Annotated in this window: 21 protein-coding genes, 2 tRNA genes and 1 pseudogene; 8 read left to right on the forward strand and 16 right to left on the reverse strand. The window is 69.3% G+C overall.

Annotated elements, in window-relative coordinates; translation table 11 throughout:
• Positions 1-65: 65 nt before the first annotated feature.
• The 7 genes from AB0M02_RS30195 to AB0M02_RS30225 all read right to left on the reverse strand — a co-directional run bounded on the left by AB0M02_RS30195 (position 66) and on the right by AB0M02_RS30225 (position 9,376).
• A complete protein-coding gene (locus tag AB0M02_RS30195; protein ID WP_364232863.1) occupies positions 66-944 on the reverse strand; it encodes a hydroxymethylglutaryl-CoA lyase in 879 nt (292 codons plus the stop codon).
• An 8-nt stretch (positions 945-952) separates the two neighbouring features.
• The gene (locus AB0M02_RS30200; protein WP_364232866.1) at positions 953-2,287 is read right to left on the reverse strand and encodes a biotin carboxylase N-terminal domain-containing protein; all 1,335 of its coding nucleotides are present in this window, start codon (positions 2,285-2,287) and stop codon (positions 953-955) included.
• Between the two features lie 161 nt (positions 2,288-2,448).
• Positions 2,449-3,054, reverse strand: a complete 606-nt coding sequence (locus tag AB0M02_RS30205; RefSeq protein ID WP_364232867.1) for a helix-turn-helix domain-containing protein — start codon at positions 3,052-3,054, stop codon at positions 2,449-2,451.
• 48 nt (positions 3,055-3,102) lie between these two features.
• Entirely contained in the window at positions 3,103-5,883 is a 2,781-nt protein-coding gene (locus tag AB0M02_RS30210) for a tetratricopeptide repeat protein (protein WP_364232870.1), read from the reverse strand.
• Positions 5,883-7,619 (reverse strand): HSP90 family protein, encoded by a 1,737-nt coding sequence (locus AB0M02_RS30215; RefSeq protein WP_364232873.1) that lies wholly within the window; start codon positions 7,617-7,619, stop codon positions 5,883-5,885. Before AB0M02_RS30215 ends, AB0M02_RS30210 begins: the two co-directional genes overlap by 1 nt.
• Before the next feature lie 66 nt (positions 7,620-7,685).
• A complete protein-coding gene (locus AB0M02_RS30220) occupies positions 7,686-8,585 on the reverse strand; it encodes a sulfurtransferase (protein WP_364232875.1) in 900 nt (299 codons plus the stop codon).
• 20 nt (positions 8,586-8,605) lie between these two features.
• Entirely contained in the window at positions 8,606-9,376 is a 771-nt protein-coding gene (locus tag AB0M02_RS30225; protein ID WP_364232876.1) for an SGNH/GDSL hydrolase family protein, read from the reverse strand.
• Positions 9,377-9,477: 101 nt separating this feature from the next.
• Here AB0M02_RS30225 and AB0M02_RS30230 point away from each other — a divergent pair, with 101 nt between their 5' ends.
• From AB0M02_RS30230 to AB0M02_RS30245, 4 genes are all read left to right on the forward strand, one after another.
• Positions 9,478-11,211, forward strand: a complete 1,734-nt coding sequence (locus AB0M02_RS30230; RefSeq protein WP_364232879.1) for a proline--tRNA ligase — start codon at positions 9,478-9,480, stop codon at positions 11,209-11,211.
• A 35-nt stretch (positions 11,212-11,246) separates the two neighbouring features.
• Positions 11,247-11,636 carry a CBS domain-containing protein gene (locus AB0M02_RS30235; protein WP_364232881.1) on the forward strand — a complete coding sequence of 130 codons (390 nt, stop codon included), beginning with the start codon at positions 11,247-11,249 and terminating at the stop codon, positions 11,634-11,636.
• 213 nt (positions 11,637-11,849) lie between these two features.
• Positions 11,850-12,287, forward strand: a complete 438-nt coding sequence (locus AB0M02_RS30240) for a SufE family protein (protein ID WP_364232883.1) — start codon at positions 11,850-11,852, stop codon at positions 12,285-12,287.
• Between the two features lies 1 nt (position 12,288).
• Positions 12,289-12,930 carry a DsbA family oxidoreductase gene (locus AB0M02_RS30245; protein ID WP_364232884.1) on the forward strand — a complete coding sequence of 214 codons (642 nt, stop codon included), beginning with the start codon at positions 12,289-12,291 and terminating at the stop codon, positions 12,928-12,930.
• A 42-nt stretch (positions 12,931-12,972) separates the two neighbouring features.
• Here AB0M02_RS30245 and AB0M02_RS30250 read toward each other — a convergent pair whose 3' ends face one another.
• On the reverse strand, positions 12,973-13,515 hold the full coding sequence (locus tag AB0M02_RS30250) for a YbaK/EbsC family protein (RefSeq protein ID WP_364233288.1): 543 nt from the start codon (positions 13,513-13,515) through the stop codon (positions 12,973-12,975).
• Positions 13,516-13,553: 38 nt separating this feature from the next.
• Between AB0M02_RS30250 and AB0M02_RS30255 the strand changes: the two genes are divergently transcribed.
• Genes AB0M02_RS30255 through AB0M02_RS30265 form a run of 3 tightly spaced genes read left to right on the forward strand, consistent with a single transcriptional unit; the run spans position 13,554 to position 14,919 of the window.
• The gene (locus AB0M02_RS30255; RefSeq protein ID WP_364232886.1) at positions 13,554-14,009 is read left to right on the forward strand and encodes a helix-turn-helix transcriptional regulator; all 456 of its coding nucleotides are present in this window, start codon (positions 13,554-13,556) and stop codon (positions 14,007-14,009) included.
• Entirely contained in the window at positions 14,006-14,416 is a 411-nt protein-coding gene (locus AB0M02_RS30260) for a VOC family protein (protein WP_364232888.1), read from the forward strand. Before AB0M02_RS30255 ends, AB0M02_RS30260 begins: the two co-directional genes overlap by 4 nt.
• Positions 14,417-14,457: 41 nt before the next feature.
• Complete coding sequence (locus tag AB0M02_RS30265) at positions 14,458-14,919, forward strand: hypothetical protein (protein WP_364232891.1); 462 nt, start codon at positions 14,458-14,460, stop codon at positions 14,917-14,919.
• Between the two features lie 299 nt (positions 14,920-15,218).
• Here AB0M02_RS30265 and AB0M02_RS30270 read toward each other — a convergent pair.
• Positions 15,219-15,638: pseudogene (locus tag AB0M02_RS30270) on the reverse strand (NUDIX hydrolase); the annotation flags it as partial.
• Positions 15,639-16,310 carry a DUF6461 domain-containing protein gene (locus AB0M02_RS30275; protein WP_364232894.1) on the reverse strand — a complete coding sequence of 224 codons (672 nt, stop codon included), beginning with the start codon at positions 16,308-16,310 and terminating at the stop codon, positions 15,639-15,641.
• A gap of 269 nt (positions 16,311-16,579) precedes the next feature.
• On the opposite strand from AB0M02_RS30275, the gene AB0M02_RS30280 reads away from it, so the two are divergent.
• Positions 16,580-16,948, forward strand: a complete 369-nt coding sequence (locus tag AB0M02_RS30280) for a tyrosine-type recombinase/integrase (RefSeq protein WP_364232896.1) — start codon at positions 16,580-16,582, stop codon at positions 16,946-16,948.
• Positions 16,949-17,013: 65 nt separating this feature from the next.
• Here AB0M02_RS30280 and AB0M02_RS30285 read toward each other — a convergent pair.
• The 6 genes from AB0M02_RS30285 to gyrB all read right to left on the reverse strand — a co-directional run bounded on the left by AB0M02_RS30285 (position 17,014) and on the right by gyrB (position 22,985).
• A tRNA-Ala gene (locus AB0M02_RS30285) sits at positions 17,014-17,086 on the reverse strand.
• Between the two features lie 16 nt (positions 17,087-17,102).
• Positions 17,103-17,231, reverse strand: a complete 129-nt coding sequence (locus AB0M02_RS30290) for a DLW-39 family protein (protein WP_364232899.1) — start codon at positions 17,229-17,231, stop codon at positions 17,103-17,105.
• 140 nt (positions 17,232-17,371) lie between these two features.
• Positions 17,372-17,445, reverse strand: a tRNA-Ile gene (locus AB0M02_RS30295).
• A gap of 79 nt (positions 17,446-17,524) precedes the next feature.
• Positions 17,525-18,403, reverse strand: a complete 879-nt coding sequence (locus tag AB0M02_RS30300) for a DUF3566 domain-containing protein (protein ID WP_364232901.1) — start codon at positions 18,401-18,403, stop codon at positions 17,525-17,527.
• A gap of 3 nt (positions 18,404-18,406) precedes the next feature.
• Positions 18,407-20,884, reverse strand: coding sequence for a DNA gyrase subunit A (gene gyrA, locus AB0M02_RS30305; RefSeq protein WP_364233291.1), 2,478 nt, complete (start codon positions 20,882-20,884; stop codon positions 18,407-18,409).
• A 148-nt stretch (positions 20,885-21,032) separates the two neighbouring features.
• Positions 21,033-22,985 carry a DNA topoisomerase (ATP-hydrolyzing) subunit B gene (gene gyrB, locus AB0M02_RS30310; protein ID WP_364232903.1) on the reverse strand — a complete coding sequence of 651 codons (1,953 nt, stop codon included), beginning with the start codon at positions 22,983-22,985 and terminating at the stop codon, positions 21,033-21,035.
• Positions 22,986-23,498: the final 513 nt, after the last annotated feature.

Raw genomic sequence — 23,498 nt, forward strand, 5'->3', positions numbered from 1 at the left:
GACGGGGGCGAGCCGGAAGTCACGCGGACAAATCAGAAAAATGATCGCAGGAATAGGGGCGAGAATCACACCGTCCGAGTTCGCGGACCGGCGCGCAGAACGCCGGACGGCAACGGGCGTCCTACGATCTTCTCGGCCAGCTCAGCCGCCTCGATCAGACGATCGAGGTCGATTCCGGTGTCCACGCCCATGTCGTGGAGCATGTGCACCACCTCCTCGGTGGCCACGTTCCCGGAGGCGCCCGGCGCGTACGGGCACCCACCGAGCCCACCCGCGCTGGCGTCGAACTCGGTGATCCCCAGCTCCAGGGCGGTCAGGATGTTCGCGAGACCCGTACCCCTGGTGTTGTGGAAGTGGAGAAGGTCCGGGCGCACGGCCGAGAGAAGATCACGCACCCGGCGCGGAGTTCCCATGCCCGTGGTGTCGCCGAAGGCGATGCGATCGGCGCCGTCGGCGCGGACGCGAGCCACGATGCCCGCCACCCGGTCCGGATCGATGTCGCCCTCGTAGGGACAGCCGAAGCTGGTCGCGACGATCACCTCGAGCGTCGCGCCCGCGTCGTGCACCAGCGGGATCAGCTGAGCGATGTCGTCCAGCGACTCCTCGGTCGACCGTTTGAGATTGCGCCGGTTGTGGGTGTCGCTGGCCGACACCACCACCTCTATCTCCCGGAAACCGGCGGCGATGGCCCGCTGTGCCCCGCGGGTGTTCGGGATCAGCGCCGAGTAACGCACATCCGGGTGGCGGTGCACCCGCGACCACACCTCGTCGGCGTCGGCCATCTGCGGGATCGCCCTGGGATGCACGAACGAGACGGCCTCGATCCGGCGCACACCGGTCTCACTCAGCGCGTCGATCAGCCGTACCTTCGCGTCGGCCGGCACCGGGTCCTCGTTCTGCAGGCCGTCCCGGGGTGCCACCTCACGGATCGAGACCGTGCTCATGAGTCAGCTCACCTCATCCGGGAGACGATGCCGGTGTCGTAGTCACCGGAGAGGAACTCCTCGTTCTCCAGCAGCTCGGCGAAGAACGGCAGATTGTTCTTGGGGCCGGCGATCCGGAAGCCGGCCACCGCGGCACGGGCTCGGGCGATCGCCTCGTCCCGGTCGGCGCCGGAGAGGATGAGCTTCGCCATCAGCGAGTCGTAGAAGGGGGTGACCGTGGTGCCCTCGGCATACCCGGAGTCGACCCGTACGCCCTCGCCGGCCGGTTCCTCCCAGGTCGCGACCTTGCCGGGGCCGGGCAGGAAACGCTTCGGGTCCTCGGCGTTGATCCGCAGCTCGATGGCGTGACCCGTGGTGGGCCGCTCCAGGTCCACATTGGGCGCCAGGCCGGACGCGATGCGCAGCTGCTGCTCGACGAGGTCGACACCGTGGATGATCTCGGTGATCGGGTGCTCGACCTGGAGCCGCGTGTTCATCTCCAGGAAGAAGAACTCGCCGGAGGCCGGGTCGAGCAGACACTCCACTGTGCCCGCATTGCGGTAGTTGACCGCTTCGCCGGCTTTCGCGGCTGCTGCCAGGAGTCGTGCCCGCAGCTCCGGGCCGACCGCGGGGGACGGCGCCTCCTCCACCAGCTTCTGGTTCCGGCGCTGCACCGAGCACTCCCGCTCGGAGAGGGCGATCACCCGGCCGTCGGCCAGCCCGAGGATCTGCACCTCGACGTGGCGGACCCGGGGGAAGTAGCGCTCGATCAGCACCGAGCCGTCGCCGAACATCCGCTCGGCGAACGCGCGGACCTTGTCGTACTCCGTACGCAGGCCGGCCTCGTCGTTCGCGACCGCCATGCCCATGCCGCCACCGCCGGCGGCGGCCTTCACCATCACCGGGAAACCGATCTCGCCGGCCGCAGCCAGGGCGGCCTCGACGGTCGCCGCCGGCTCCTGGGTGCCGGGCGCGACGGGCACACCCGCTGCGGCCATCAGGTTCCGGGCGTTGATCTTGTCGCCCATCGCGCTGATCGCGTCGGCGCCGGGTCCGACCCAGATCAGGCCGTTGGCCTCGACCGTACGGGCGAAGTCCGCGTTCTCGCTCAGGAAGCCGTAGCCGGGGTGGATGGCCTGCGCGCCGCTCGACTTGGCGGCGGCCAGGATGGCCTCGGTGTTGCGGTAGCTCTGGGCCGGGTTGGCCGGGCCAACACAGATCGCCTCGTCCGCCTCGGCGACGAACGGCATCTCCGCGTCGGCCTCCGAGTGGACCGCGATCGTCCGGATCCCCAGCCGGCGCGCGGTCCGGATGATCCGGCGGGCGATCTCGCCCCGGTTGGCGATGAGAAGCGACTCGATCATGGCGCTCTTTCTCTCGGTTCGTTCACCGCCCGGCAGGGGTCTCCTGTCCGTCCGGTGCTGCCGATGTGCTCGCCCCTACTAGCGTGTGGCTTTCGGGTGCGGAGCGCAGCTCGTTGCGTGTGGCTTTCGGGTGCGGAGCGGGGCTGAAGTTCACACGCTGGTTAGTGGCCGGTTAGGGCGTGGATGGTCGCGTCGCGCAGCAGGTCGGCCCGCCGGCGCCGCTCCACCTCGCCACCGAGGAACGGCGTCGAGTTCATGAGGCCGAACGCGGCGTGCGCCAGCACCCGCGCCTCCGCCGCCTCCAGCTCGGGGCGCACCCGGGACAGCACACCGACCCACTCCTCGACATAGAGCCGCTGGAGCCGGCGGATCTGCCGGCGCGGCTCGTCCGGGAGGCGATCCAGCTCGTGCAGGTGCAGAGCGATCACCGCGGGGTTGGCCAGCGCGAAGTCCACGTGGAAGTCGATCAGGTCGGCGAGCGCCGCCTCGGCCTCCTCGGGATGCCGGGCGACCCGCTCCTGCCCACCCTCCAGCAGGCCCTCGCTGACCGGGATCAGCGCGGCGACCAGCATCGCCTCCTTGCCGGCGAAGTGGTGGTAGAGGGCTGGGCCGGTGACGCCGGCGGCGGAGCCGATGTCGTCCATGGAAACGCCGTGATAGCCGCGGGACGCGAAGAGTCCCACCGCAATCTCCAGGATCTCGTCGCGGCGCGACCGCCGCCGGGGCGCCGGCGGGGTCGTCCGGTGCCGCTGTTCAACCGTCGTCACTCGGCAACTGTAACCCGATGTCAAGCCCGTACTTAACGGTCGTTCAGCCTATTTTCCGGCTGCGCGGGCCTCCTCGAGCAGCTCGGTGGCCCAGTTCCGGGCCGGTGCGTCCGGGCGCATCCCGGCCACCACCGCCTCGAGGATCTCGCGTGCCTCGGTGGCCGATCCGGACCGCAGCAGCGCCTCGGCGAGCATCCCGGCCACCCGGTCCGCGTCGTCGCCGGCACCGATCTCCCGCAGCCGCTCGGGCGCACCGCGCAGGTGCGGCACCGCCTCCGCGTAGCGCTCTCCGCGCATCAGGAGATTACCGACCTCGAAGGCGAAAATGGACCGGCCCCACCGGACTCCCGGCTGTTCGGCCAGGTCATCGGGGAGTTCGGCATAGCGCTCGGCGGCCAGACGGATGACCTCCTCGGCCTCCTCGACCTCGTCAGCGTAGTGGTGGGCCATCAGCCGGCGGCGCAGCAACCGCAGCTCGCCGACCGGGTCACCGGACTCCCGCAGGGCCTCGCCGGCCGCCCGGAACGTCAGTGCCGCCTCGCTGTCGCGGTCCAGGTCGTAGAGGAGCGCACCGGCCTCCTCGCCGATCTGCCCACGGCCGGCCGGGTTGTCGGCGAGCCTCTCGATCAGGTCGCGGAACGCGGTCAGCGCGCGGTTGATGTCGCCGAGATCACGGTAGAGACCGGCCAGCAGGAACCGGGTGTCGTTGGCGGGCTCCTCGAACCCGAGCCGCTCGAAGCCGAGCAGCGCCTCCTCGGCCACCTCCACCGCCTCCGCGAGACGGCCGGCCATCCGGTAGGCCTGGGCGAGGTCCTGCCGGGCGAAGGTGCCGCCCTGGTCGAGTCCCTGCTCGGCGCAGAGCGCCACCGCCTCGACCAGGTCGTCGATCGCGGCGTCGGCTCGATCGAGCCGCATCAGCGCACGCGCGCGCTGGACCCGGGCGTTGAGCTCGGCGCCCATGACACCGGCGGCCAGCGCCTCGTCGAGCGCGGTGACAGTCAGCTCGGGGTCGTCGCTGTACTGACCCGTGACCGCCGCGGCGAAGGCGCTCATCGTCGCCGGGCCGTGCTCGCGGTAGAAGTCCCACCCGGACCGGGCGGACTCCAGCGCCTCGTCGTGGCGGTGCGCCGCGCCCCGGTTCTGGGCCCGTACCAGGGCGTGATGAGCGAGCCGGCGCGCGTCGCTCCCGGCTTCGGCGGCGTGCTCGTCGGCACGGTCGCCGGCCTCGTTGGCCTCGTCGACCCGGCCCGACATCAGGTAGAGCCGGGACATCCGCAGCCAGGCACCGGCGCGGTCCTTCGGCTCGCCGTGCTCGTCGTGGTACGCCACATCGGCCTCGGCGGCGGCGATCCCCTCCTCGGGCGCTCCGCTGAACCCGCGCTGCAGGCCGATCTGCGCCCGCATCTTGAGCGCCTTCCCCGGCTCGCCCGCCTGCTCGTAGCGGTCGGCGGCGCGTTCCCAGAGCTCAATGGCGGTGTCCCCGTCGTCGGCACGGGCTCGCTCGCCACGGAGCCGCCAGAGCCGTGCCGCGAGCGCGGCGTCCTCGGGCTCGGGGAACCGCTCCTCGAAGGCGTCCACGACGGCCACCATGGCCTCGCGCTCGTCCTCCTCCCAGCGCTTCTCCGCCAGGTCGAGCAGCTCGGCGGCGGAGAGCTGCGGGACCTCGATCGGCTCCGCTGCCTGCTCTTCCTTCGGCTCGTCCCCGGGGGAAGGCGCGACGGTCCGCCGGGCGGTCGCCGACAGCGTCAGCTGGACGTCGTACGGCTTCGCGGTGAGCGTCTCGCTGATCAGCGTGCTCTGCCGGTCGGTGCCGTTACGGGCGTCGAACCGGCCGGCCAGCTCGGCCGCCGCTGCCGCCAGCTCCTCGGCCAGCGCCGCGGCGGTGACGTCGTCGTGGCCGCTACGGCGGATCGGCGAGTCGCCGTGGCCCAGCTCGGTGATCCGGCGCAGCAGCGCGGCACCCGCCGCCGAGAAATGCATCGCGGCGGCCGGCGAGGGCGCCCGGTCCAGCCAGTCGACGTGCCGCTGGAAGATCTCCAGGCCTCGGTGCTCGTTGCCGGTCCGCGTGCAGAACCGGATGTGCTCGGCGATGCCCCACAGGTCGGCCAGGTTGTTCCGCTCGATCAGGTAGGCCCGGCGGTGGGCGTCGGCGGCCTCGTCCGGGCGGCCCGTCTTCAGGTACGCCACCATCAGCTCGCTGAGGATGCCCTGCGGCTGCTCGGTGCAGTCCAGATCCTCGGCGAGCGTGGCCACGCCCCGGTCGACGGCCTCCTCCCACCGCTCGCGGCTCTTCAGATAGCGAACCAGGGTCGTCGGGTCGCAGCCGGCGCAGTCCGAGAGCGAGTCGCGCGGCGTCGCCTGCCACTTCTCGAACCAGCCGTCCGCCTCCTCGAGGTGACCGACGTGCCGGGCGACCAGGTAGCGGTGCTTGTAGACGGCCTGCAGGCCGTGTCCGCCCTCCCGGTAGCGCCGTTCCATGTCGTCGAGCACCGCGTACGTCCTGGCCAGCGGCACCTCGGGGAAGTCGGTCAACGAGTTGACCATGGTCTTGAACAGCCAGAGCAGGCTGTGCATCCACCGCTGGTGGTAGGGCGCGGGATTGCGGTCGAAGTCGGCGACGCACCAGGAGAAGGTGGGGAACGCCTTCACCGGCTCGCCGCCGTAGATGTACGCGTTCGTCGCCAGCAACCGGGTGCGGAACGCCAGCTCGGGAACGCCGGCCGTGTCCACGTGCCGCAAAACCTGCTCGATCAGGGCGATCTGAGCGGCGCCGTACGGCAACTGGCCGGCCTCGTGGAGCAGGTCACGGAGTTCCTCGGCGGTCTTCATCAGGAGTCCTCCCCAGGGACGGCGCGGTCGAGCAGACCGAGGAACGACGTGGTGAGCAGCGCGGCGTCGGACGGCCGGATCGGGTGGTGGCCGAGCATCAGCGCCTGCCCGTACAGCGACTCGACGGCCAGGCCGGCCAGCTCGGCGTCGGCGAGTGCGGCAACCCGGCGGACCAGCGGATTCCGGTGGTTCAGGACGAGCTGCGGGCGGTCGGTCGGCACCGTGCGGGAGAGCGCGTCGAGCACGCCGCCCCACAGGTCGTCCGCCTGGTCGCGGCTCGCGGTGAACTCCTCCTGGAACGCGGCGGCGCGGCTGACCAGGTAGAGCGCGGGCAGGGTGACCGGGTCGAACGCGCGGACCACGACCTCGCAGCCGAGCCGGTCGAGACGCCGCTGCGCGATCGCCAGGAACGGGCGCAGGCGCAGCTCGGTCTCGGCGTCCAGCGGCAGGAACCGGGTGGTCAGGTCGGCCGGGTCGAGGCGTTCCGCGGTGGTCTGCGGGTCGGTGGCGGCGAGGCGCTCGATCAGGTCGGCGTCGTACACGTACCCACCGTTGATGAGGCCGACGTCCTGGGCGGCGGCGACGGCGGCCAGCTGCCGGAACTCGTCGTCGGTGGCGGCGTAGCGCAGCGTGCCGAAGCGCTCGCGGAACTCGGCGAGGGTGATCTCGCCCATGTTGGTACGCATCGGGTACCACTGTTCGACCAGGTGCAGCATCTCGTCGTCGTGCAGGGCCAGCGCCTTGACGGCGAGGTGGTGCACGCGCAGGAACTCGCCGAGCCGGCGCGGATCGGTCGCGGAGAGCCGGACCAGCCAGCCCCGGATCTGGTCGGCGATCGCCTCCCGCGTCTCGGCGAGCTGGCCGTCGTCGTAGAGCGACTCGCGGCTCGCGGTGGGCCGCAGCTCGGCGCTGTCCACCACGCACCGGGCGAAGAACGCCCACTCCGGCAGCAGGCCCTCGACGCTCTCGGCGAGCAGCATCCGCTTCAGATAGACCCGGTGACCGCCGCGGCTCGCGGGGTTGACCGGGGTGGGCAGGACGAAGGCGGCGCCGGTGAGCCCGGCCGCCGGCACGTCCAGCTCGATCACGTCGAACGGGCGGAAACCGAGGGTCCGCTCCGCCCAGGCCATCCGGTCGGCGTGCGGCAGCTCCCACGGCAGTCCGCCGCCGGTGGTCGCCCGGCCGTCGACGGTCACCTCGACGGGGAGGAGCGAGCCGTACTGCCGGGCGAGTTCGGTCACCGTCGTACTCGTCAAGAATTGTTCGGCGCCGCGGCGCGGCAGCAGGGTGACCGTGGTCCCCGGCTCGCGGTCCTCGGCCGGGCCGACCGCGTAGCGACCGTCGGAGAAACCGGTCCAGAGGACCGGCGGCGCGTCACCACGCCGGGTGTGCACCCGGATCTCGTCAGCGACCATGAAGCAGGAGAGCAACCCGATGCCGAACTGGCCGAGGAACTCGTGCCGGGCGAAACCGAGCTCGTCGCGCTTGGAGCTGCGCCCGATGGTGGCCAGCAGCTCGTGCACCTGCGCCTCGGTGAGACCGATGCCGTTGTCGCTGATCCGCAGCGTGTCGCCGGTGACGATCTCCACGCGCCCGGCGTGCTCCGGGCCGACCGCGGTGATCGCGTCCACGGCGTTCTGCAGCAGCTCGCGGACGTAGACGCGGGGGCTCGCGTAGAGGTGGTGGCTGAGCAGATCGACGATGCCCCGCAGGTCGACCTGGAACGTGTTGCTCACGGGCGTGCACGCTACCGTGATCCACTGACAGAAACGGTGCCGCTTTTCAGACGGCACCGTTTCGATTCAGCTCAATCCGCCGCGCTCGGTGCCCTTGACGATCGGGGCGCGCACCAGGTTGCCCCACTCGGTCCAGGAGCCGTCGTAGTTGCGGACCTGCGGGTATCCCAGCAGGTGGTGCAGGACGAACCAGGTGTGGCTGGACCGCTCGCCGATCCGGCAATACGCAATGATGTCGTCTGCCGACTCCAGGCCCAGCTCGTCGCGGTAGATCTTGACGAGCTCGTCGTGCGGCTTGAAGGAACCGTCGTCGTTGGCCGCCGACTTCCACGGCTTGCTCACCGCACCCGGGATGTGGCCGCCGCGCAGCGCGCCCTCCTGCGGGTACGCCTCCATGTGGGTCAGCTCACCGGTGTACTCCTGCGGCGACCGGACGTCGACCAGCGGCCGCCCACTGGTGATGTGGCCCATCACCTGGTCACGGAACGCCCGGATCGCGGTGTCGTTGCGGACCGGAACCGGGTACTCCGCGGTGGGGCGGGTGGTCTTGTCCCGGGTCAGCGTGCGGCCCTCGGCCGCCCACTTCTGGCGGCCGCCGTCGAGCAGGCGCACGTCGCGGTGGCCGAAGAGGCTGAAGACCCAGAGCGCGTACGCCGCCCACCAGTTGAAGTTGTCGCCGTAGAAGACGATCGTGTCGTCCCGGCCGATGCCCTTGGCCGCGCACATCGCGGCGAACGCGGCCGGGTCCAGGTAGTCACGGGTGATCTGGTCGTTGAGCTCGAGGTGCCAGTCCACCTTGACCGCGCCCGGGATGTGCCCGGTGTCGTAGAGCAGCACGTCCTCGTCCGACTCGACGACGACCAGGCCGGGTGTGTCCAGGTTCTCGGCGAGCCACTCGGTGGTGACCAGTTTGTCGGGATGCGCGTACGCCTCTAGCGCCTGCGCCGGATCGTTCGGAACGGACATGTCTGTCACGCTAGCGCTTTCTAGTCACTGATCGGGGCGAGCGCCGGGCGCTTCGCCGTGATCAGGTCACCGGACGACTGCCCGCGCAGGTGCCGGGTCACCCACGGGGCCAGGTGCTCACGTGCCCACTTCAGGTCGGCGCTGCGTGCCAGCCGCCACGGCGTGGGCTGCGGCGCCGGTGGGACCAGCATCCAGTCCTCCTGGACGCCGACGTCGAGCGCGGCCAGCACGTGCCCGGCGACCCGGCGATGCCCGGCCGCGGACAGGTGCAGCCGGTCCTCGTTCCACATCTCGCGGTGCAGGAACGCGTCGTCGGCGAAGAGGTCGATGAGGTGTGCTCCCTGCCGCGCGGCGATGTCCCGGATGCCGTCGTTGAGCAGGGCCGCCCGCGGCGCGATCATCCGCTGGCCGCCCGGGATGTGCGCGGCCACGTCGGCGAACCGGAAGAGGACCACGTCGGCGCCGGTCGCCCGGATCCGCTCGACGGCCCGCTCGGCCCGTCCGAGCAGCGCCGGCAGGTCCACGCGTGGGCGGAGCACGTCGTTGCCGCCCGCCGCGAAGCTCACCAGGCCGGGCCGCATCGCCAGGACCGGCTCGAGCTGTTCGGTGAGCACCTGGTCGAGAAGGCGGCCGCGGATCGCGAGGTTGGCATATCCGAAGTCGGGGCCGGAGTCGACCGCCAGTCGTGCGGCCACGAGGTCGGCCCATCCCCGGTAGGTGCCGTCCGGGTACTCGTCGCACATGCCCTCGGTGAAGCTGTCACCCATGGCCACGAAGCTGCGCCAGGTCATGCGGCCCAGCTTTCCACCGACGGCGAATGAACTGAACGTGATGCTGGCGACACGGGGTTATGCGGGTGCGTTCGTCGTACCCGATCCCTAGGCTCGTTCCCGTGCTGCTTCGAATGTCCAGCTTGCTGCTCAAAACCCTGCGCGAGGAGCCGGCGGACGCGGAGGTGCCGAGTCACCGGCTCCTCCTGCGCGCCGGCTTCGTCCGCCGTGCCGCGCCGGGCGGCTACACCTGGCTGCCACTGGGGAAGCTCGTGCTCGACCGGGTCACCGACGTGATCCGCGCGGAGATGACAGCGGCCGGGGGCCAGGAGGTCTCGTTCCCCGCGCTGCTGCCCCGTGAGCCCTACGACACCAGCGGCCGCTGGACGGAGTACGGCGAGGACATCTTCACGCTGAAGGACCGCCGTGGCGCCGACTATCTGCTCGCGCCCACGCACGAGGAGATGTTCACCCTGCTCGTGCAGGACATGACCGGGTCCTATCGAGACTTTCCGCTCGTGCTCTTCCAGATCCAGACGAAGTATCGGGACGAGGCCCGTCCCCGCGGCGGTCTGCTGCGCGGCCGGGAGTTCCTGATGAAGGACGCCTACTCGTTCGACCTCACCGACGACGGCCTGGTCTCGGCGTATGCGACGATGCGCGCCGCCTACCAGCGGATCTTCTCGCGGCTGGGGCTGGAGCACACGATCGTCTCGGCGGTGTCCGGTGCGATGGGCGGCTCGGCATCCGAGGAGTTCCTGGCAGCGGCCGAGGTGGGCGAGGACACGTTCGTCGGCTGCACCGCGTGCTCCTACGCCGCGAACACCGAGGCGGTCGTCACACCCGCGCCGGCGTCCCGGCCGTTCGACGCTCCGGCGCTGCAGGCGCACGACACTCCCGGCACGCCGACCATCGCGTCGCTGGTGGACTTCGCGAACGCACAGGAGCTGGCCGGGCGGACCGACTGGACCGCGGCCGACACCCTGAAGAACGTCGTGGTGACGGTCCACCACCCCGGCCGGCCGGACGAGCTGCTCGCGATCGGCGTGCCCGGCGACCGCGAGGTCGACCTCAAGCGGCTCAACGCCGCGCTGGCCCCGGCCACCGCGACCCTCTTCGACGACTTCGCGTCCCGCCCCGACCTGGTCAAGGGCTACATCGGCCCGCAGGACCTCAAGGTCCGCTATCTGGCCGATCCGCGGGTCGCTCCCGGCACCGCCTGGCTGACCGGGGCGAACGAGTCCGGCCGGCACGCGACCAACGTGGTGTCCGGGCGCGACTTCACCCCGGACGGCACGATTGAGGCCGCCGAGGTGCGCGCCGGCGACACCTGCCCGTCGTGCGGCGCCGGCTCGCTGACCATGCGACGGGGGATCGAGATCGGGCACATCTTCCAGCTCGGCCGTCGCTACACGGACGCGTTCGGCCTGGACGTGCTCGGCTCCGACGGCAAACCGGTGCGCCCCACGATGGGCAGTTACGGCATCGGGGTGTCGCGGGCCGTCGCGGCGATCGCCGAGCAGCACGCCGACGAGCGCGGTCTGATCTGGCCGGCCGCGATCGCGCCGGCCGACGTGCACATCGTCGCGGCGGGGCGGGACGGCCAGGTGGAGGCGGCGCTGTCGCTGGGCGCGACGCTGGCCAGGGCGGGGGTCCGGGTTCTCGTCGACGACCGGCCCAACGTCTCGGCCGGGGTCAAATTCACCGATGCCGAGCTGATCGGCATCCCACGGTCCGTCGTGGTCGGGCGCCGTCTTTCAGAGGGGTACGCGGAACTGCGCGATCGGTCGACCGGAGGCAGGGACGAGGTGCCCCTTGTGGACATCGCGCGTGTGATCACGGCGGAGCTCGGGTAACCATGTCACTTCTGAGTCGGAGGAGCGGCAGGGGCATGGTGAGGCTGGTCGCGGACGCGATGACCCGACGGGTGATCTATCTGCCGGAGGACACGCCGCTCGACGAGGCCGCCCAGGTCATGCGCGATCAGGCGATCGGCGACGTGGTGGTGACCCGCGGCCCGACCATGGCCGGTGTGGTGACCGACCGGGACATCGTGGTGCGGGCGATCGCCGAAGGGCTGTCGCCGTCCACGACCACGCTGGGCGCCATCGCCTCCCGTGAACTGATCATGATCGAGCAGAGCGCCACGATCGAGGAGTCGGTTCAGGCGATGCGATCCCGTGGTGTCCGGCGGCTCCTGGTGTGCGACGCCGATCGCAAGGTGGTCGGCATCCTCAGTCTCAGCGACGTGGCCCTGCTGCCGAACACGGCCGCCGCCTGAGTATCGGACTTCGCTGCCCTGCCCTCGTTCCGCACCGCGGGTCGCCCGGCCACCGATCTCCGCCCGGCGGTCGCGGCACAGGCTGGGGGTGGCAGGCGGGTCGCGGGTCCTGCTCGGCGGGGCGCGATTTCCGTACCCCTGAAAGATGCGTGAGAAAGTCGCCTGGATCTCCATGGTCGGCGTGTGTGGAGGGCGCGACGTAGGGTCGGAACCGTGACTGACATGCCGCCGAAGCTGGCCGAGATCGTCGACGAGTTCGCCTCCGCGCCGCGCGATGTGGTGCTGGAGATGCTGCTGGAGTTCGCCGACGCGGTCCCGCCGCTGCCTGCCGATCTCGCCGGGCACGAGGGCATGGAGCAGGTCCCGGAGTGTCAGACACAGTTCTTCCTGAAGGCTGTGGTGCAGCCGGACGGCACCGTCGTGTCGCATTTCGATTGCCCACCGGAGGCTCCGACCACCCGGGCGTTCGCGGGGATCCTGGCGGAGGGCCTGGCCGGAGCCGGCGCCGCTGAGGTGCTGTCGGTGCCGGATGATCTCTATGCACGGATGGGGCTGGCCCAGGCGATCAGCCCGCTGCGGGTACGTGGCGGCACCGCGATCCTGGCCCGCTTGAAACGGCAGGTCGCCGAGCAGTCCGCCGGGGTGAGGTGACGTGGATGTCCAGGTCTGGGCCGACGTCGTCTGCCCGTGGTGCTACCTCGGCAAGCGGCGGCTGGAGAAGGCGCTCGCGGATTTCGACGGCACCGTCACGGTGACCTATCGGGCCTACCAGCTGGACCCGGCACCCGTGCCGTCCCCTCTGCCGATCAAGCAGGTGATGGCCGAGAAGTTCGGTGGCACTTCGCGAGCCGAGGAGATGTTCGCCCACGTGACCGCGATCGCGGCCGGTGACGGGCTGACGCTGGACTTCGACCAGGCTATCGCGGCCAACACGTTCGCGGCGCACCGGTTGGTCGCGTGGGGCGCGACCCTGGAACGACAGGCCGACGTGCTGGACGCGCTGCAGCGGGCGCACTTCACACTCGGCGTCGACGTCGGCTCGGTGCCCGCGCTGGCACGGATCGCCGGTTCGATCGGGCTGGACGAGGCGGCGGCCCTCGCCTATCTGGAGTCGGACGCCGGGACCAGCGCGGTGGAGACCGATCTTCATCAGGCGCGCGAGCTCGGCATCACCAGTGTCCCGACGTTTGTGATCGACGGGAAGTACGCGGTGCAGGGCGCGCAGGAGCCGGCCACTCTGCTCGCGGCGTTCGAGGAGATCGCGCGCCGAGAGGCCGTCGAAGCGGGTCTGTGACGCCGGTCGATGTCGTTTCACGTGGAACGACATCGACGAGCGTCAGCGAGCCAGGCCTTCGATGACCTCGGCGCCGGGGAGGGCACCCAGTGCCGGGCCGGCGATCGCGATCTTGCTGTGCCGGACACCGGAGCCAATGATCACGTGCGGGGTGGCGGCGACGCGGGAGTCGACGAGGATCGGCCAGTCGGCGGGGAGGCCGATCGGAGTGATGCCGCCGTACTCCATTCCGGTCAGGCTGACCGCGTCGTCCATCGCGGCGAAGCTCGCCTTGCGGACGTCCAGGTGACGGCGGACGACGCCGTTCACGTCGGCGCGGGTGGTGGCCAGGATGATGCACGCGGCGTACTTGGTGACACCGCCACGGCTACCGGAGACGATCACGCAGTTGGCGGACTCGGCGAGGCTCACGCCGTACGCCTCGCAGAACGCCGCGGTGTCGGCCAGGCCCGGATCGATCGGTGCCACCAGCACCTGGTCGGCGTCGATCGGCGCCTCGGCCGGCCAGACCGCCAGAGCCTTGGCGACCGGCGGGGCGAGCAGGTCGAGGCGGGACTGGGCGGATTCGGTCTGGAGGCTTCCCATCATGTCCGACATCCTCGCACCCCGGTTACGCTTCGCTGGTGAGCGGTGCAACCGACGACCCGCACCTGCGTGAACTCGTCCTGCTCCGGCGGGTCCGCGACCGGATCGACCGTGACTACGCCCAGCCACTGGACGTGGAGGCTCTCGCGCGCAGCGTCCACCTCTCGGCCGGTCACCTGAGCCGCAAGTTCCGGGCCGCGTTCGGCGAGTCGCCGTACAGCTATCTGATGACCCGGCGCATCGAACGGGCGATGACGCTGCTGCGCCGCGGCGACATGTCGGTGACCGAGGTCTGCTTCGCGGTCGGGTGCTCGTCGCTGGGCACGTTCAGCACCCGCTTCTCCGAGCTGGTCGGCATCTCGCCGAGCGCCTACCGCAAGCTGGGTGCCGGTGAGGCTGCCGGTATTCCCGGATGCCTCGCCAAACAGGTGATGCGACCGATCAGGAATCGAGAAGTGGCCCCGACCCGGACGGACCTAGCATCGTCGGCATGACTGTCACCATTCACTCGGCCTTCCTGCCCGCCGACGACCCCGACAAGTCGCTCGCCTTCTACCGTGACGCGCTCGGGTTCGAGGTGCGCAACGACGTCGGCTACGGAACCATGCGCTGGATCACGGTGGGACCGGTGGACCAGCCGCAGACCTCGATCGTGCTGCATCCGCCGGCCGCCGACCCGGGCATCACCGACGACGAGCGCCGGACCATCGCCGAGCTGATGGCGAAGGGGACGTATGCGGGGATCGTGCTCGGCTCGTCCGACCTCGAGGACACCTTCGAGCGGGTTCAGGCCAGCGGGGCGGAGGTCGTCCAGGAGCCGGCCGATCAGCCGTACGGTATTCGCGACTGCGCATTCCGCGACCCCGCCGGGAACATGGTGCGGATCAACCAGCTCACCTGAGTTCCTCAGTTTGAACCGGATCATGCCGAGCATAAGAGGTTGTGGAGGATCGTCGTAAAGCGCGCATCGGGACCGTCAGCGGGCTGGCTCTGCTGACCGGTGCCACAGCGCTGGTCGCCGTCGGTGGCGGTCATCATTCGATCTTCGCGACCCTGTTGCTCGGGCTGCTCGCTACCGGGATGGCGCACTCGCTCGTCACCGAGATCCAGCGGCAGGCACGGCGGCGGTCGGCCGGCGGCTGGAGCCGTCACGACACCGTCAACTCGGTGCTGCTCGCCTGCTGGTCGCTGAGCGCCACCGCCCTCATGCCGTTCGCCACCCGGCCCGTGCGGCTCCTGGCCCTGGTGCTCGCCGTCGGTTACGCCGTGTCCTGCGCCTACTTCGTCGTTGAGCGGCGCCGGGCCGTCTCCTCCACGGTGGTGCCGGCACCGTCGGAGACCGCTGTTCTGCCTTCGACCGCTGCCGTCCTGCCGGAGCTGTCTGACTCCGCGCCGAGCGCCTGACGCTGCTCCGGCACCGCCTCAGCCGTCTGACTTTGTGTCGGCGCCGCCTCGGTCGCCGGACCTTGTTTCGGCGCCGCGTCAGCCGACTGACCTTGTTTCGGCGCCGCCTCGGTCGTCTGACCTTGTTTCGGCGCAGCCTCGGTCGTCTGACCTTGTTTCGGCGCAGCCTCGGTCGTCGGACCTTGTTTCGGCGCCGCGTCAGCCGTCTGACGCTGTTTCGGCACCGCGTCGGCCGTCGGCAGCACGACCATCAGCGGTGGCACCGGCACGCCCCGGGTTTCGATCGGCAGCTCGGGGACCGGCAACCAGTCCACCCCGAGCGGCTCGGGCCCGGACCCGTCGTCCTGACCGGCCCGCGGCTCGCCGTCGGCCACGGTCACCGTGAACACCGACGTCATGCCCGACGGATAGGGCATCTCGAGCACGTAGCGTGCGTCGCTGACAACCAGGCCGGTCTCCTCGAAGACCTCCCGCCGCAGCGCCTCCTCGGCCGTCTCGCCCGGGCGTAGCCCACCGCCCGGCAGAGTCCACCACTCACCGCCACCGGATCGCCGGCTGCGCTCGTGCACCATCAGCACACGGCCGTCACGCACGATCACGGCGGCGGCCCGTCTTCGTTCGGTCACGAGTCGCAGGCTAACCGCATGACCTGTGCTGTGCAGTGCTCTGTCATTCCTTTGTGGATAACACCCGACACTGAAGAGCGGGCATATCCGCACCTACACCTTCGGAACGGTGACCAGCAGGTACGTTCTCTCAGCGAGCAACTCCCGGGTCAGCGAGACCCCGGTCTGCCCGGCCAGGAACGCCAGCGCCGGTCCCGTGGGATGCGTCACGGTGCTACCGCCGAGAAGCCCCGCCGCCCGCATCGCCGGCATGTAGTCACCCGGCCGCAGCCCACCCCACCGATCCGGCTGCCGCGAGTCGAAGTCCAGTTCGAGATCGCCGTTCCGCAACACCAGCAGCCGTCCCGCACCCTCAGCGTCCCCGCGGTAGGCCAATACCCGCCCGTCACGGGAAAGCGGGCTGACGAGCCGCTGAGTGACTCCCAGCGACCCGTTGTCCTCGACGATCACCGACCAGTCGTCGATCCGAGCGACTCCCAGGAAGTACCGATCAGCCCCGGCCTGCTCCCCGTCCCCCGCCGCAACCAGCCGCAACCACTCGACCCGCTCCAGCTCCTCGCCGCCGAGCCGCTCAACGACCTCGGCCGGCGTCAGGTCCTCAACCAGGGTGAAACAGAAGCCGGCACCGAGGCCGGACTCCCAGCGTGGCCATTGATAGTCGGCCGTGGACGGCTCACTACTCGGCACCGGCACAGCAGCACCGGGCTCGGAGCAGCCGGCCAACCCGGCGAGGGCAAAAAGGGTGAGGGCAGAACGGCGACGCACCGAGCCAGTAGACCAAAGATCCCCGGCGTTTTCTCACCCAGGACCTTCCCCCGCCCCGTCCGACGCTGCCGAACGACCCATCGGCAGCCGGTGGGGCCGGCCGGTAGCCGTCTTCCCCTTTGTTCGAAACAGGTCCGCGGACTCCCCGGCCGGAACAAAGGCTCGCGAGGGAGCCGAACGCTACCCCGGGAATGACGAAAGCCTCCCGGTCCGCAAACCGAGAGACTTATCCGTATCGGCTCCAGCTTCGCTCGCAGAAGTACGCCCCGGTGGAAGTCGAGATGCTTGATCTGACGGGGCGTGACCCGGTCCGGCGGCTGGTACCGCTGTACTTCACGACCGTCCATGGCAACCCTTTCACCGATCGGACCTGGTCCGGCGAGTGGGTCAAGTGGCGGACCAAGGCGGGATGGCCGGCCGATCCGAAGCAAGGCGGCTTCCAGGCTTTGCGGCATTTCTATGCCACCCGGTTGATCGCCAACCATGTCGATGCCAAGGAGGTGCAGCGGCTGCTACGGCATGCCAACCTCAAGACGACGCTGGAGATCTACGTTCACTTCTGGCCCCGCCAGGACCGCGTCCGGGGCATCGTCGGGGCGATCCTGCAAACCGCCCTCACACAGAAGGGCACAACCTGAGTTGTGCCCAGCTTGTGCCCAACGATCTTGAAATTGCTCCGCCGCAGGTCAAGAGCAGTTTTTTGTGGAGCCCAGGGGACTTGAACCCCTAACCCCCGCCTTGCAAAGGCGGTGCTCTGCCAGTTGAGCTAGGGCCCCCTGCCGAAGCCCGACCCTATCGAAGGTCAGGGGACGTGGTTGCCTCGTGCCACAGAGCCCGCTCGTCGCTGGACTCCTTGACCTTCTTCACAACCAAAGCCGCAGCGCCGACCACAGCGGCCACAATCAGAAGCTTCTTGAGCATCGAAAACCTCACCAGGCGCGAGTTGAACTCGGAGCGCAACCACTAAATCGCGGGGTGTCCGGGGGCTCGGCCCCCGGAGAAAGCATGACGAGCTGGCCCGGTCCGCCGAAGTTGGCGGACAGAGACCGCCCACCAGCTCGTGGGGCTAGCTGGAATCGAACCAGCGACCTCAGAGTTATCAGCTCTGCGCTCTAACCGACTGAGCTATAGCCCCCTCAACTGCGAAGGGAACGTTACCGCATCGGGTTGCGAGCCTCCAAAGCGGGGGTGGCTCGCAACCCGACGGGGATCGTCTAGTCGCGCTCGGCGAGGGTGAGCTCGATGCCGCCGACCAGGTCGGCGCAGACGTTGTAGATGAAGGCGCCCAGAGTGGCCAGCGCGGTGAAGAGAACCACGTTGACCGCACCGATCAGCATCGACGTGCCGATGACGCCCCAGGCGGTGACCTGGAACGGGTTGCTGGTGCCGGTGTCGGAGCCGCCGCTGGCGGTCACCAGGTCCTTGAGGCTGGTGTTGACCGAGCTCCAGACGCCCATCGTGTCGAGGGCCAGGTAGAGCACGGACGTCGCGACGACGACCACGATGAAGAGCACGATCGACACGGCGAACGCGAACTTCATCACCGACCAGGGGTCGATGCGCTTCAGGTTGAGCCGGGCCCGGCGGGGGCCGCGCGCGGCGGCCGAGGTGACCGTCGAGCGGGCCGAGCGGACCGCTTCCGAGACGCGGGCGGCGCCGACGGCGGCGGCGCCCGTCGCGGTGCCCGGGCCGGTGCGCTGCTTGGCGGCGCCGGGTGCCGTGGGTGTGGCCGCGCCCGCGGGCCGCGGGGGTGCGGACGGGGGCGCCGCCGGCGTCCCCGTGCGGGCGGCCGGTGTCCCGGGCGCCGCGCCCTTGCCCTTGGTGACGACCGGCACGGAGGCCGAGCCCTTCACCACCGACGGGCCACCCGGCCGCTTGGCCTCGGTGGTGCCGTCGGTGCCGGCACCGGGCTCACTCGGCGGAGCGGGCATGCCCGGCGCACGGGTGAACTTGGGCGGGGACGGGGCATCGGCGGGGACAGCGGCGCGCCCTGGGGTCTCACGACCGTTCGATGCGGCGGCGTCCTTCTTGGCCGCATCGTCCGGAGTCGCTGAGCTCCCGGGGCCCCCCGACTTCGCCTGTGTCTCCGGCATCAACTAGTCCTGTTCGTCAGGCTCGTCGGCATTGCGAGCAAGCGCCACGATGGTTACACCTTCTGGGAGGTCCATCAGCTTGACCCCCATTGTGTTCCGATCCCGTGTGCGCCGTACAGGCTTCACGGGAGTCCGGATGACACCACCATTGCTGGTGATGGCAAACAGTTCATCCTCCGGGCTGATCACGAGAGCGCCGACAAGTCCACCACGACGTTCCGTGATCTTGGCGGTCAGCACCCCCTTGCCACCACGGCCCTGCACCGGATACTCCTCGATCGGTGTGCGCTTCGCATACCCACCATCGGTGGCGACCAACACATCCATGCCCTCGCGCACGACTTCCATGGCGAGCAGCTCGTCGTTGTCACCGAAGCGCATGCCGATCACACCGGAGGTCGCGCGGCCCATCGGGCGCAGTGCGTCGTCCGTGGCGTTGAACCGGATGGCCTGGGCCTTCTTGGAGACCAGCAACAGGTCGTCCTCGGAGGCCACCAGCGCCGCGCCCACCAATTCGTCATCCTCCCGCAGGTTGATGGCGATGATGCCACCGCTGCGGTTGGAGTCAAATTCCTCCAGGCGCGTCTTCTTCACGAGGCCATTCTTGGTGGCGAGCACAAGGTGGGGCGCGACCTGGTAGTTCGGGATCTGGATGACCTGTGCGATGTGCTCGTCCGGCTGGAACGCCAGCAGGTTCGCGACGTGCTGTCCCTTGGCCACCCGGTTCGCCTCGGGCAGCTCGTACGCCTTCGCCCGGTACACCCGGCCCTTGTTCGTGAAGAACAGGATCCAGTCGTGCGTCGAGATGACGAAGAAGTGCGAGACGATGTCGTCCTGGCGCAGGCTCGCACCGCTGACACCCTTGCCGCCGCGCTTCTGCGACCGGTACATGTCGGCCTTGGTGCGCTTGGCGTAACCGGTTCGTGTGATGGTCACCACAACGTCTTCCCGGGCGATGAGGTCCTCCATGGACACTTCACCGTCAAACGGGATGATCTGCGTACGCCGCTCATCACCGAACTTCTGGACAATCTCCCCCAGCTCCTCGGAGACGATCGCCCGCTGCCGCTCCGGCTTCGCGAGGATGTCCTTGAGGTCGGTGATCTCCAGTTCGATCTTGCCGAGTTCGTCGATGATCCGCTGACGCTCCAGGGCGGCCAGCCGGCGCAGCTGCATGTCGAGGATCGCGGTCGCCTGGACCTCGTCGACGTCGAGCAGCTGCATCAGGCCCTGGCGCGAGTCCTCCACCGTGGGCGAGCGCCGGATCAGGGCGATGACCTCGTCGAGCATGTCGAGCGCCTTGACCAGACCGCGCAGGATGTGTGCGCGCTCCTCGGCCTTGCGCAGCCGGAACGCGGTCCGCCGGCGGATGACCTCGATCTGGTGCTCGACGTAGTAGCGGATGAACTGGGCCAGGTTCAGCGTGCGGGGCACGCCGTCCACCAGCGCCAGCATGTTCGCGCCGAACGTCTCCTGCAGCTGGGTGTGCTTGTAGAGGTTGTTCAGCACCACCTTCGCGACTGCGTCGCGCTTCAAAACCAAGATCAAGCGCATTCCGGTACGGCCGGACGACTCGTCCCGGATGTCGGCGATGCCGGTGAGCTTGCCCTCCTTGACCAGCTCGGCGATCCGCTCGGCGAGGTTGTCCGGGTTCACCTGGTACGGCAACTCGGTCACCACGAGGCACGGACGCCCCCGAGCGTCCTCCTCGACCTCGACCACCGCGCGCATCCGGATCGAGCCACGGCCCGTCCGGTACGCCTCCGTGATCGCCGACTGGCCCACGATCAGGCCGTAGGTCGGGAAGTCCGGCCCCTTCACCAGCTCCAGCAGCGCCTCGAGGGTGGTCGCCTCGTCCACCTCCGGGTGGTCCAGGCACCACTGCACCGCCGCGGCGACCTCGCGCAGGTTGTGCGGCGGGATCTTGGTGGCCATGCCGACCGCGATGCCCTCGGACCCGTTGACCAGCAGGTTCGGGAAGCGAGCCGGCAGGATCGTCGGCTCCTTGGTCCGCCCGTCGTAGTTGTCCTGCATGTCGACGGTGTCCTCGTCGATGTCCCGCAGCATCTCCATGGCGAGCGGGGACAGTTTCGACTCGGTGTACCGCATGGCGGCCGGCGGGTCGTTACCCGGCGAGCCGAAGTTGCCGTTGCCGTCGATCAGCGGGTAGCGCAGCGACCAGATCTGCCCCATCCGGACGAGCGCGTCGTAGATCGACGAGTCACCGTGCGGGTGGTAGTTGCCCATCACGTCGCCGACGACGCGAGCGCACTTGACGTAGCCGCGGTCCGGGCGGAACCCGGCGTCGTACATCGCATAAAGGATCTTGCGGTGCACGGGCTTGAGTCCGTCGCGGACGTCGGGGAGCGCGCGGCCCACGATCACGCTCATCGCGTAGTCGAGGTACGACCGCTGCATCTCGACCTCGAGGCCGACGGGCTCGACGCGCTGGCTCACACCGCCGCCGGCGTCGTCCTGGATGTCGTCGCCGCTCGGGGGTTCAGGAGTGTCAGTCACTATTAACCCTTACTCAAGGTGAAACCAGACAAGGCTGGCCAAAGCTCGCATACTGCTGTGGATAACACTGTGGAAATGACGTACACGCTGTGGATACGGCAGCGCCTGGAATTCAGATGTCCAGGAACCTGACGTCCTTGGCGTTGCGCTGGATGAACGACCGCCGAGCCTCGACGTCCTCACCCATCAGCACGCTGAACAGCTCGTCCGCGACCGCGGCGTCATCGAGCGTGACCTGCCGCAGGGTCCGGGTGTCCGGGTTCATCGTGGTGTCCCACAGCTCGTGGAAGTTCATCTCGCCGAGACCCTTGAACCGCTGGATGTCGTCCGGCTTGGCGTTCGCCTTCTTCTGCTGGCGCAGCGCGATCAGGCCGTCGCGTTCCCGGTCCGAGTACGCGTACTGAGCGTCGTCACCGCGCTTGTTCCACTTGATCTTGTACAGCGGCGGGGAGGCCAGGTAGACGTGGCCCTGCTCGACCATCGGGCGCATGAAGCGGAACAGCAGCGTGAGCAGCAGGGTCTGGATGTGCTGGCCGTCGACGTCGGCGTCGGCCATCAGGATGATCTTGTGATACCGCAGCTTCGAGATGTCGAACTCGTCGTGGATGCCGGTGCCCATCGCCGTGATCAGCGCCTGGACCTCGTTGTTCTTCAGCACCCGGTCGATGCGGGCCTTCTCCACGTTGAGGATCTTGCCGCGGATCGGCAGGATCGCCTGGATCCGGCTCTCCCGGCCGGACTTGGCCGAACCGCCGGCCGAGTCACCCTCGACGATGAACAGCTCGGTCTCGCGCGGGTCGGTGGACTGGCAGTCGGCCAGCTTGCCCGGCATCGAGCCGGACTCCAGCAGCGACTTGCGCCGGGCCAGCTTGCGAGCCTGCTGCGCGGCGATGCGGGCGCGCGCGGCCTGGTCCGCCTTCGTGATGATCAGCTTGGCGTCCGCCGGGTTGCGGTCGAACCAGTCGGCCAGCTGCTCGTTGGCGACGCGCTGGACGAAGCTCTTCATGTCGGTGTTGCCGAGCTTGGTCTTGGTCTGTCCCTCGAACTGCGGGTTCGCCAGGGTCACCGAGATGATCGCGGCGAGACCCTCGCGAATGTCCTCGCCGGACAGTTTCTGGTCGGCCTTGAGGAACTTCTTCTCCACGCCGTACCGGTTGACGATGCTGGTCAGCGCGGCGCGGAAGCCCTCCTCGTGGGTGCCGCCCTCGTGCGTGTTGATGCGGTTCGCGAAGGTGTAGACCGACTCGCCGTACGACTCGTTCCACTGCATGGCGATCTCGACCGCCATGCCCTCCTCGGGCGCCTCGGCACCGAACTCGATCACGGTCTTGTGGATGGCGCTCTTCGTCGCGTTCAGGTGGCGGACGAAGTCCGAGATGCCACCCGCGTACATGAAGGTGACCTTGCGATGCTCACCGTTCTCGTCGACCTGGTCCGGCCGGTCATCGGTGAAGTTGATGGTCAGCCCGCGGTTCAGGAACGCCATCTCCTGGAGCCGGCGGTAGATGGTCTGGAAGTCGAAGTCGACCGTCTCGAAGATCGTCGGGTCCGGCCAGAACTGGACCGTGGAGCCGGTCTTGTCGGTGCTCTCACCCTTGACCAGCTCGCTGGGCTTGGAGGCGTCGTACTTCTGGCGCCACACGAACCCGGACTTGTGGATCTCCACAGCCATCCTGGTGGAGAGCGCGTTGACGACCGAGACGCCGACGCCGTGCAGACCGCCGGACACCTTGTAGGCCTGGCCGTCGAACTTGCCACCCGCGTGCAGCACGGTCAGCGCGACCTCGACACCCGGCTTCTTCAGCTGCGGGTGCAGGTCGACCGGGAAGCCACGGCCGTTGTCGGTGACCGAGACACCGCCGTCGGCCAGCAGGATCACGTCGATGGTGTCGCAGTACCCGGCGAGCGCCTCGTCGACGGCGTTGTCCACCACCTCCCAGACCAGGTGGTGCAGGCCGCGTTCACCGGTGGAGCCGATGTACATACCCGGACGCTTGCGAACCGCCTCGAGGCCCTCGAGCACGGTGATCGACTCAGCGCCGTACTCCTGCTTCTTCTCTGACACCCTCGGCCACTTTCTCGCGCCGGCACAGGCCCGCACGGGGTTGGCGGGCAACCGGCGGCAGCCGGGCGCGACAGGTGACCGAAGATGACACCGCGGGAAGAAGCGGACCACCGGTGGAACCGTGCGCGCCGGTCGCCGCGGACGGCCCGCGGATCGTGATCGGCTGGAAAAACCGCATAGCGTGACGATGGTGGCTGGACCCACCGCCATACACAGTTTTCCCGGTCGCTGTCGATTCTACTCCGCTGGAACGAGTTGGTGAGGGTCCGGCACCCCTTCAGGGCGCCTGAGAGTCCCGTAGCGCGATTGAGGCCGCCACCCACGTGTTCCCCTACACGGAACTACCCGCCACCGCAACAACAAGTGATGCGGCTGTTTCGAAGGCCGGGCGCGCCTGCCGAGCCGGACCGGCACACACTGCGACACTGCTCGACAACCGCCCGCACCGGTGTCGTAACCTCGCCCGCGCGGGCCGTTGTTGGCCGGACGTCACGTGGCGGGTTCCATCGGTGC

This window comes from Actinoplanes sp. NPDC051861, assembly GCF_040681145.1.
GTDB lineage: Bacteria > Actinomycetota > Actinomycetes > Mycobacteriales > Micromonosporaceae > Actinoplanes.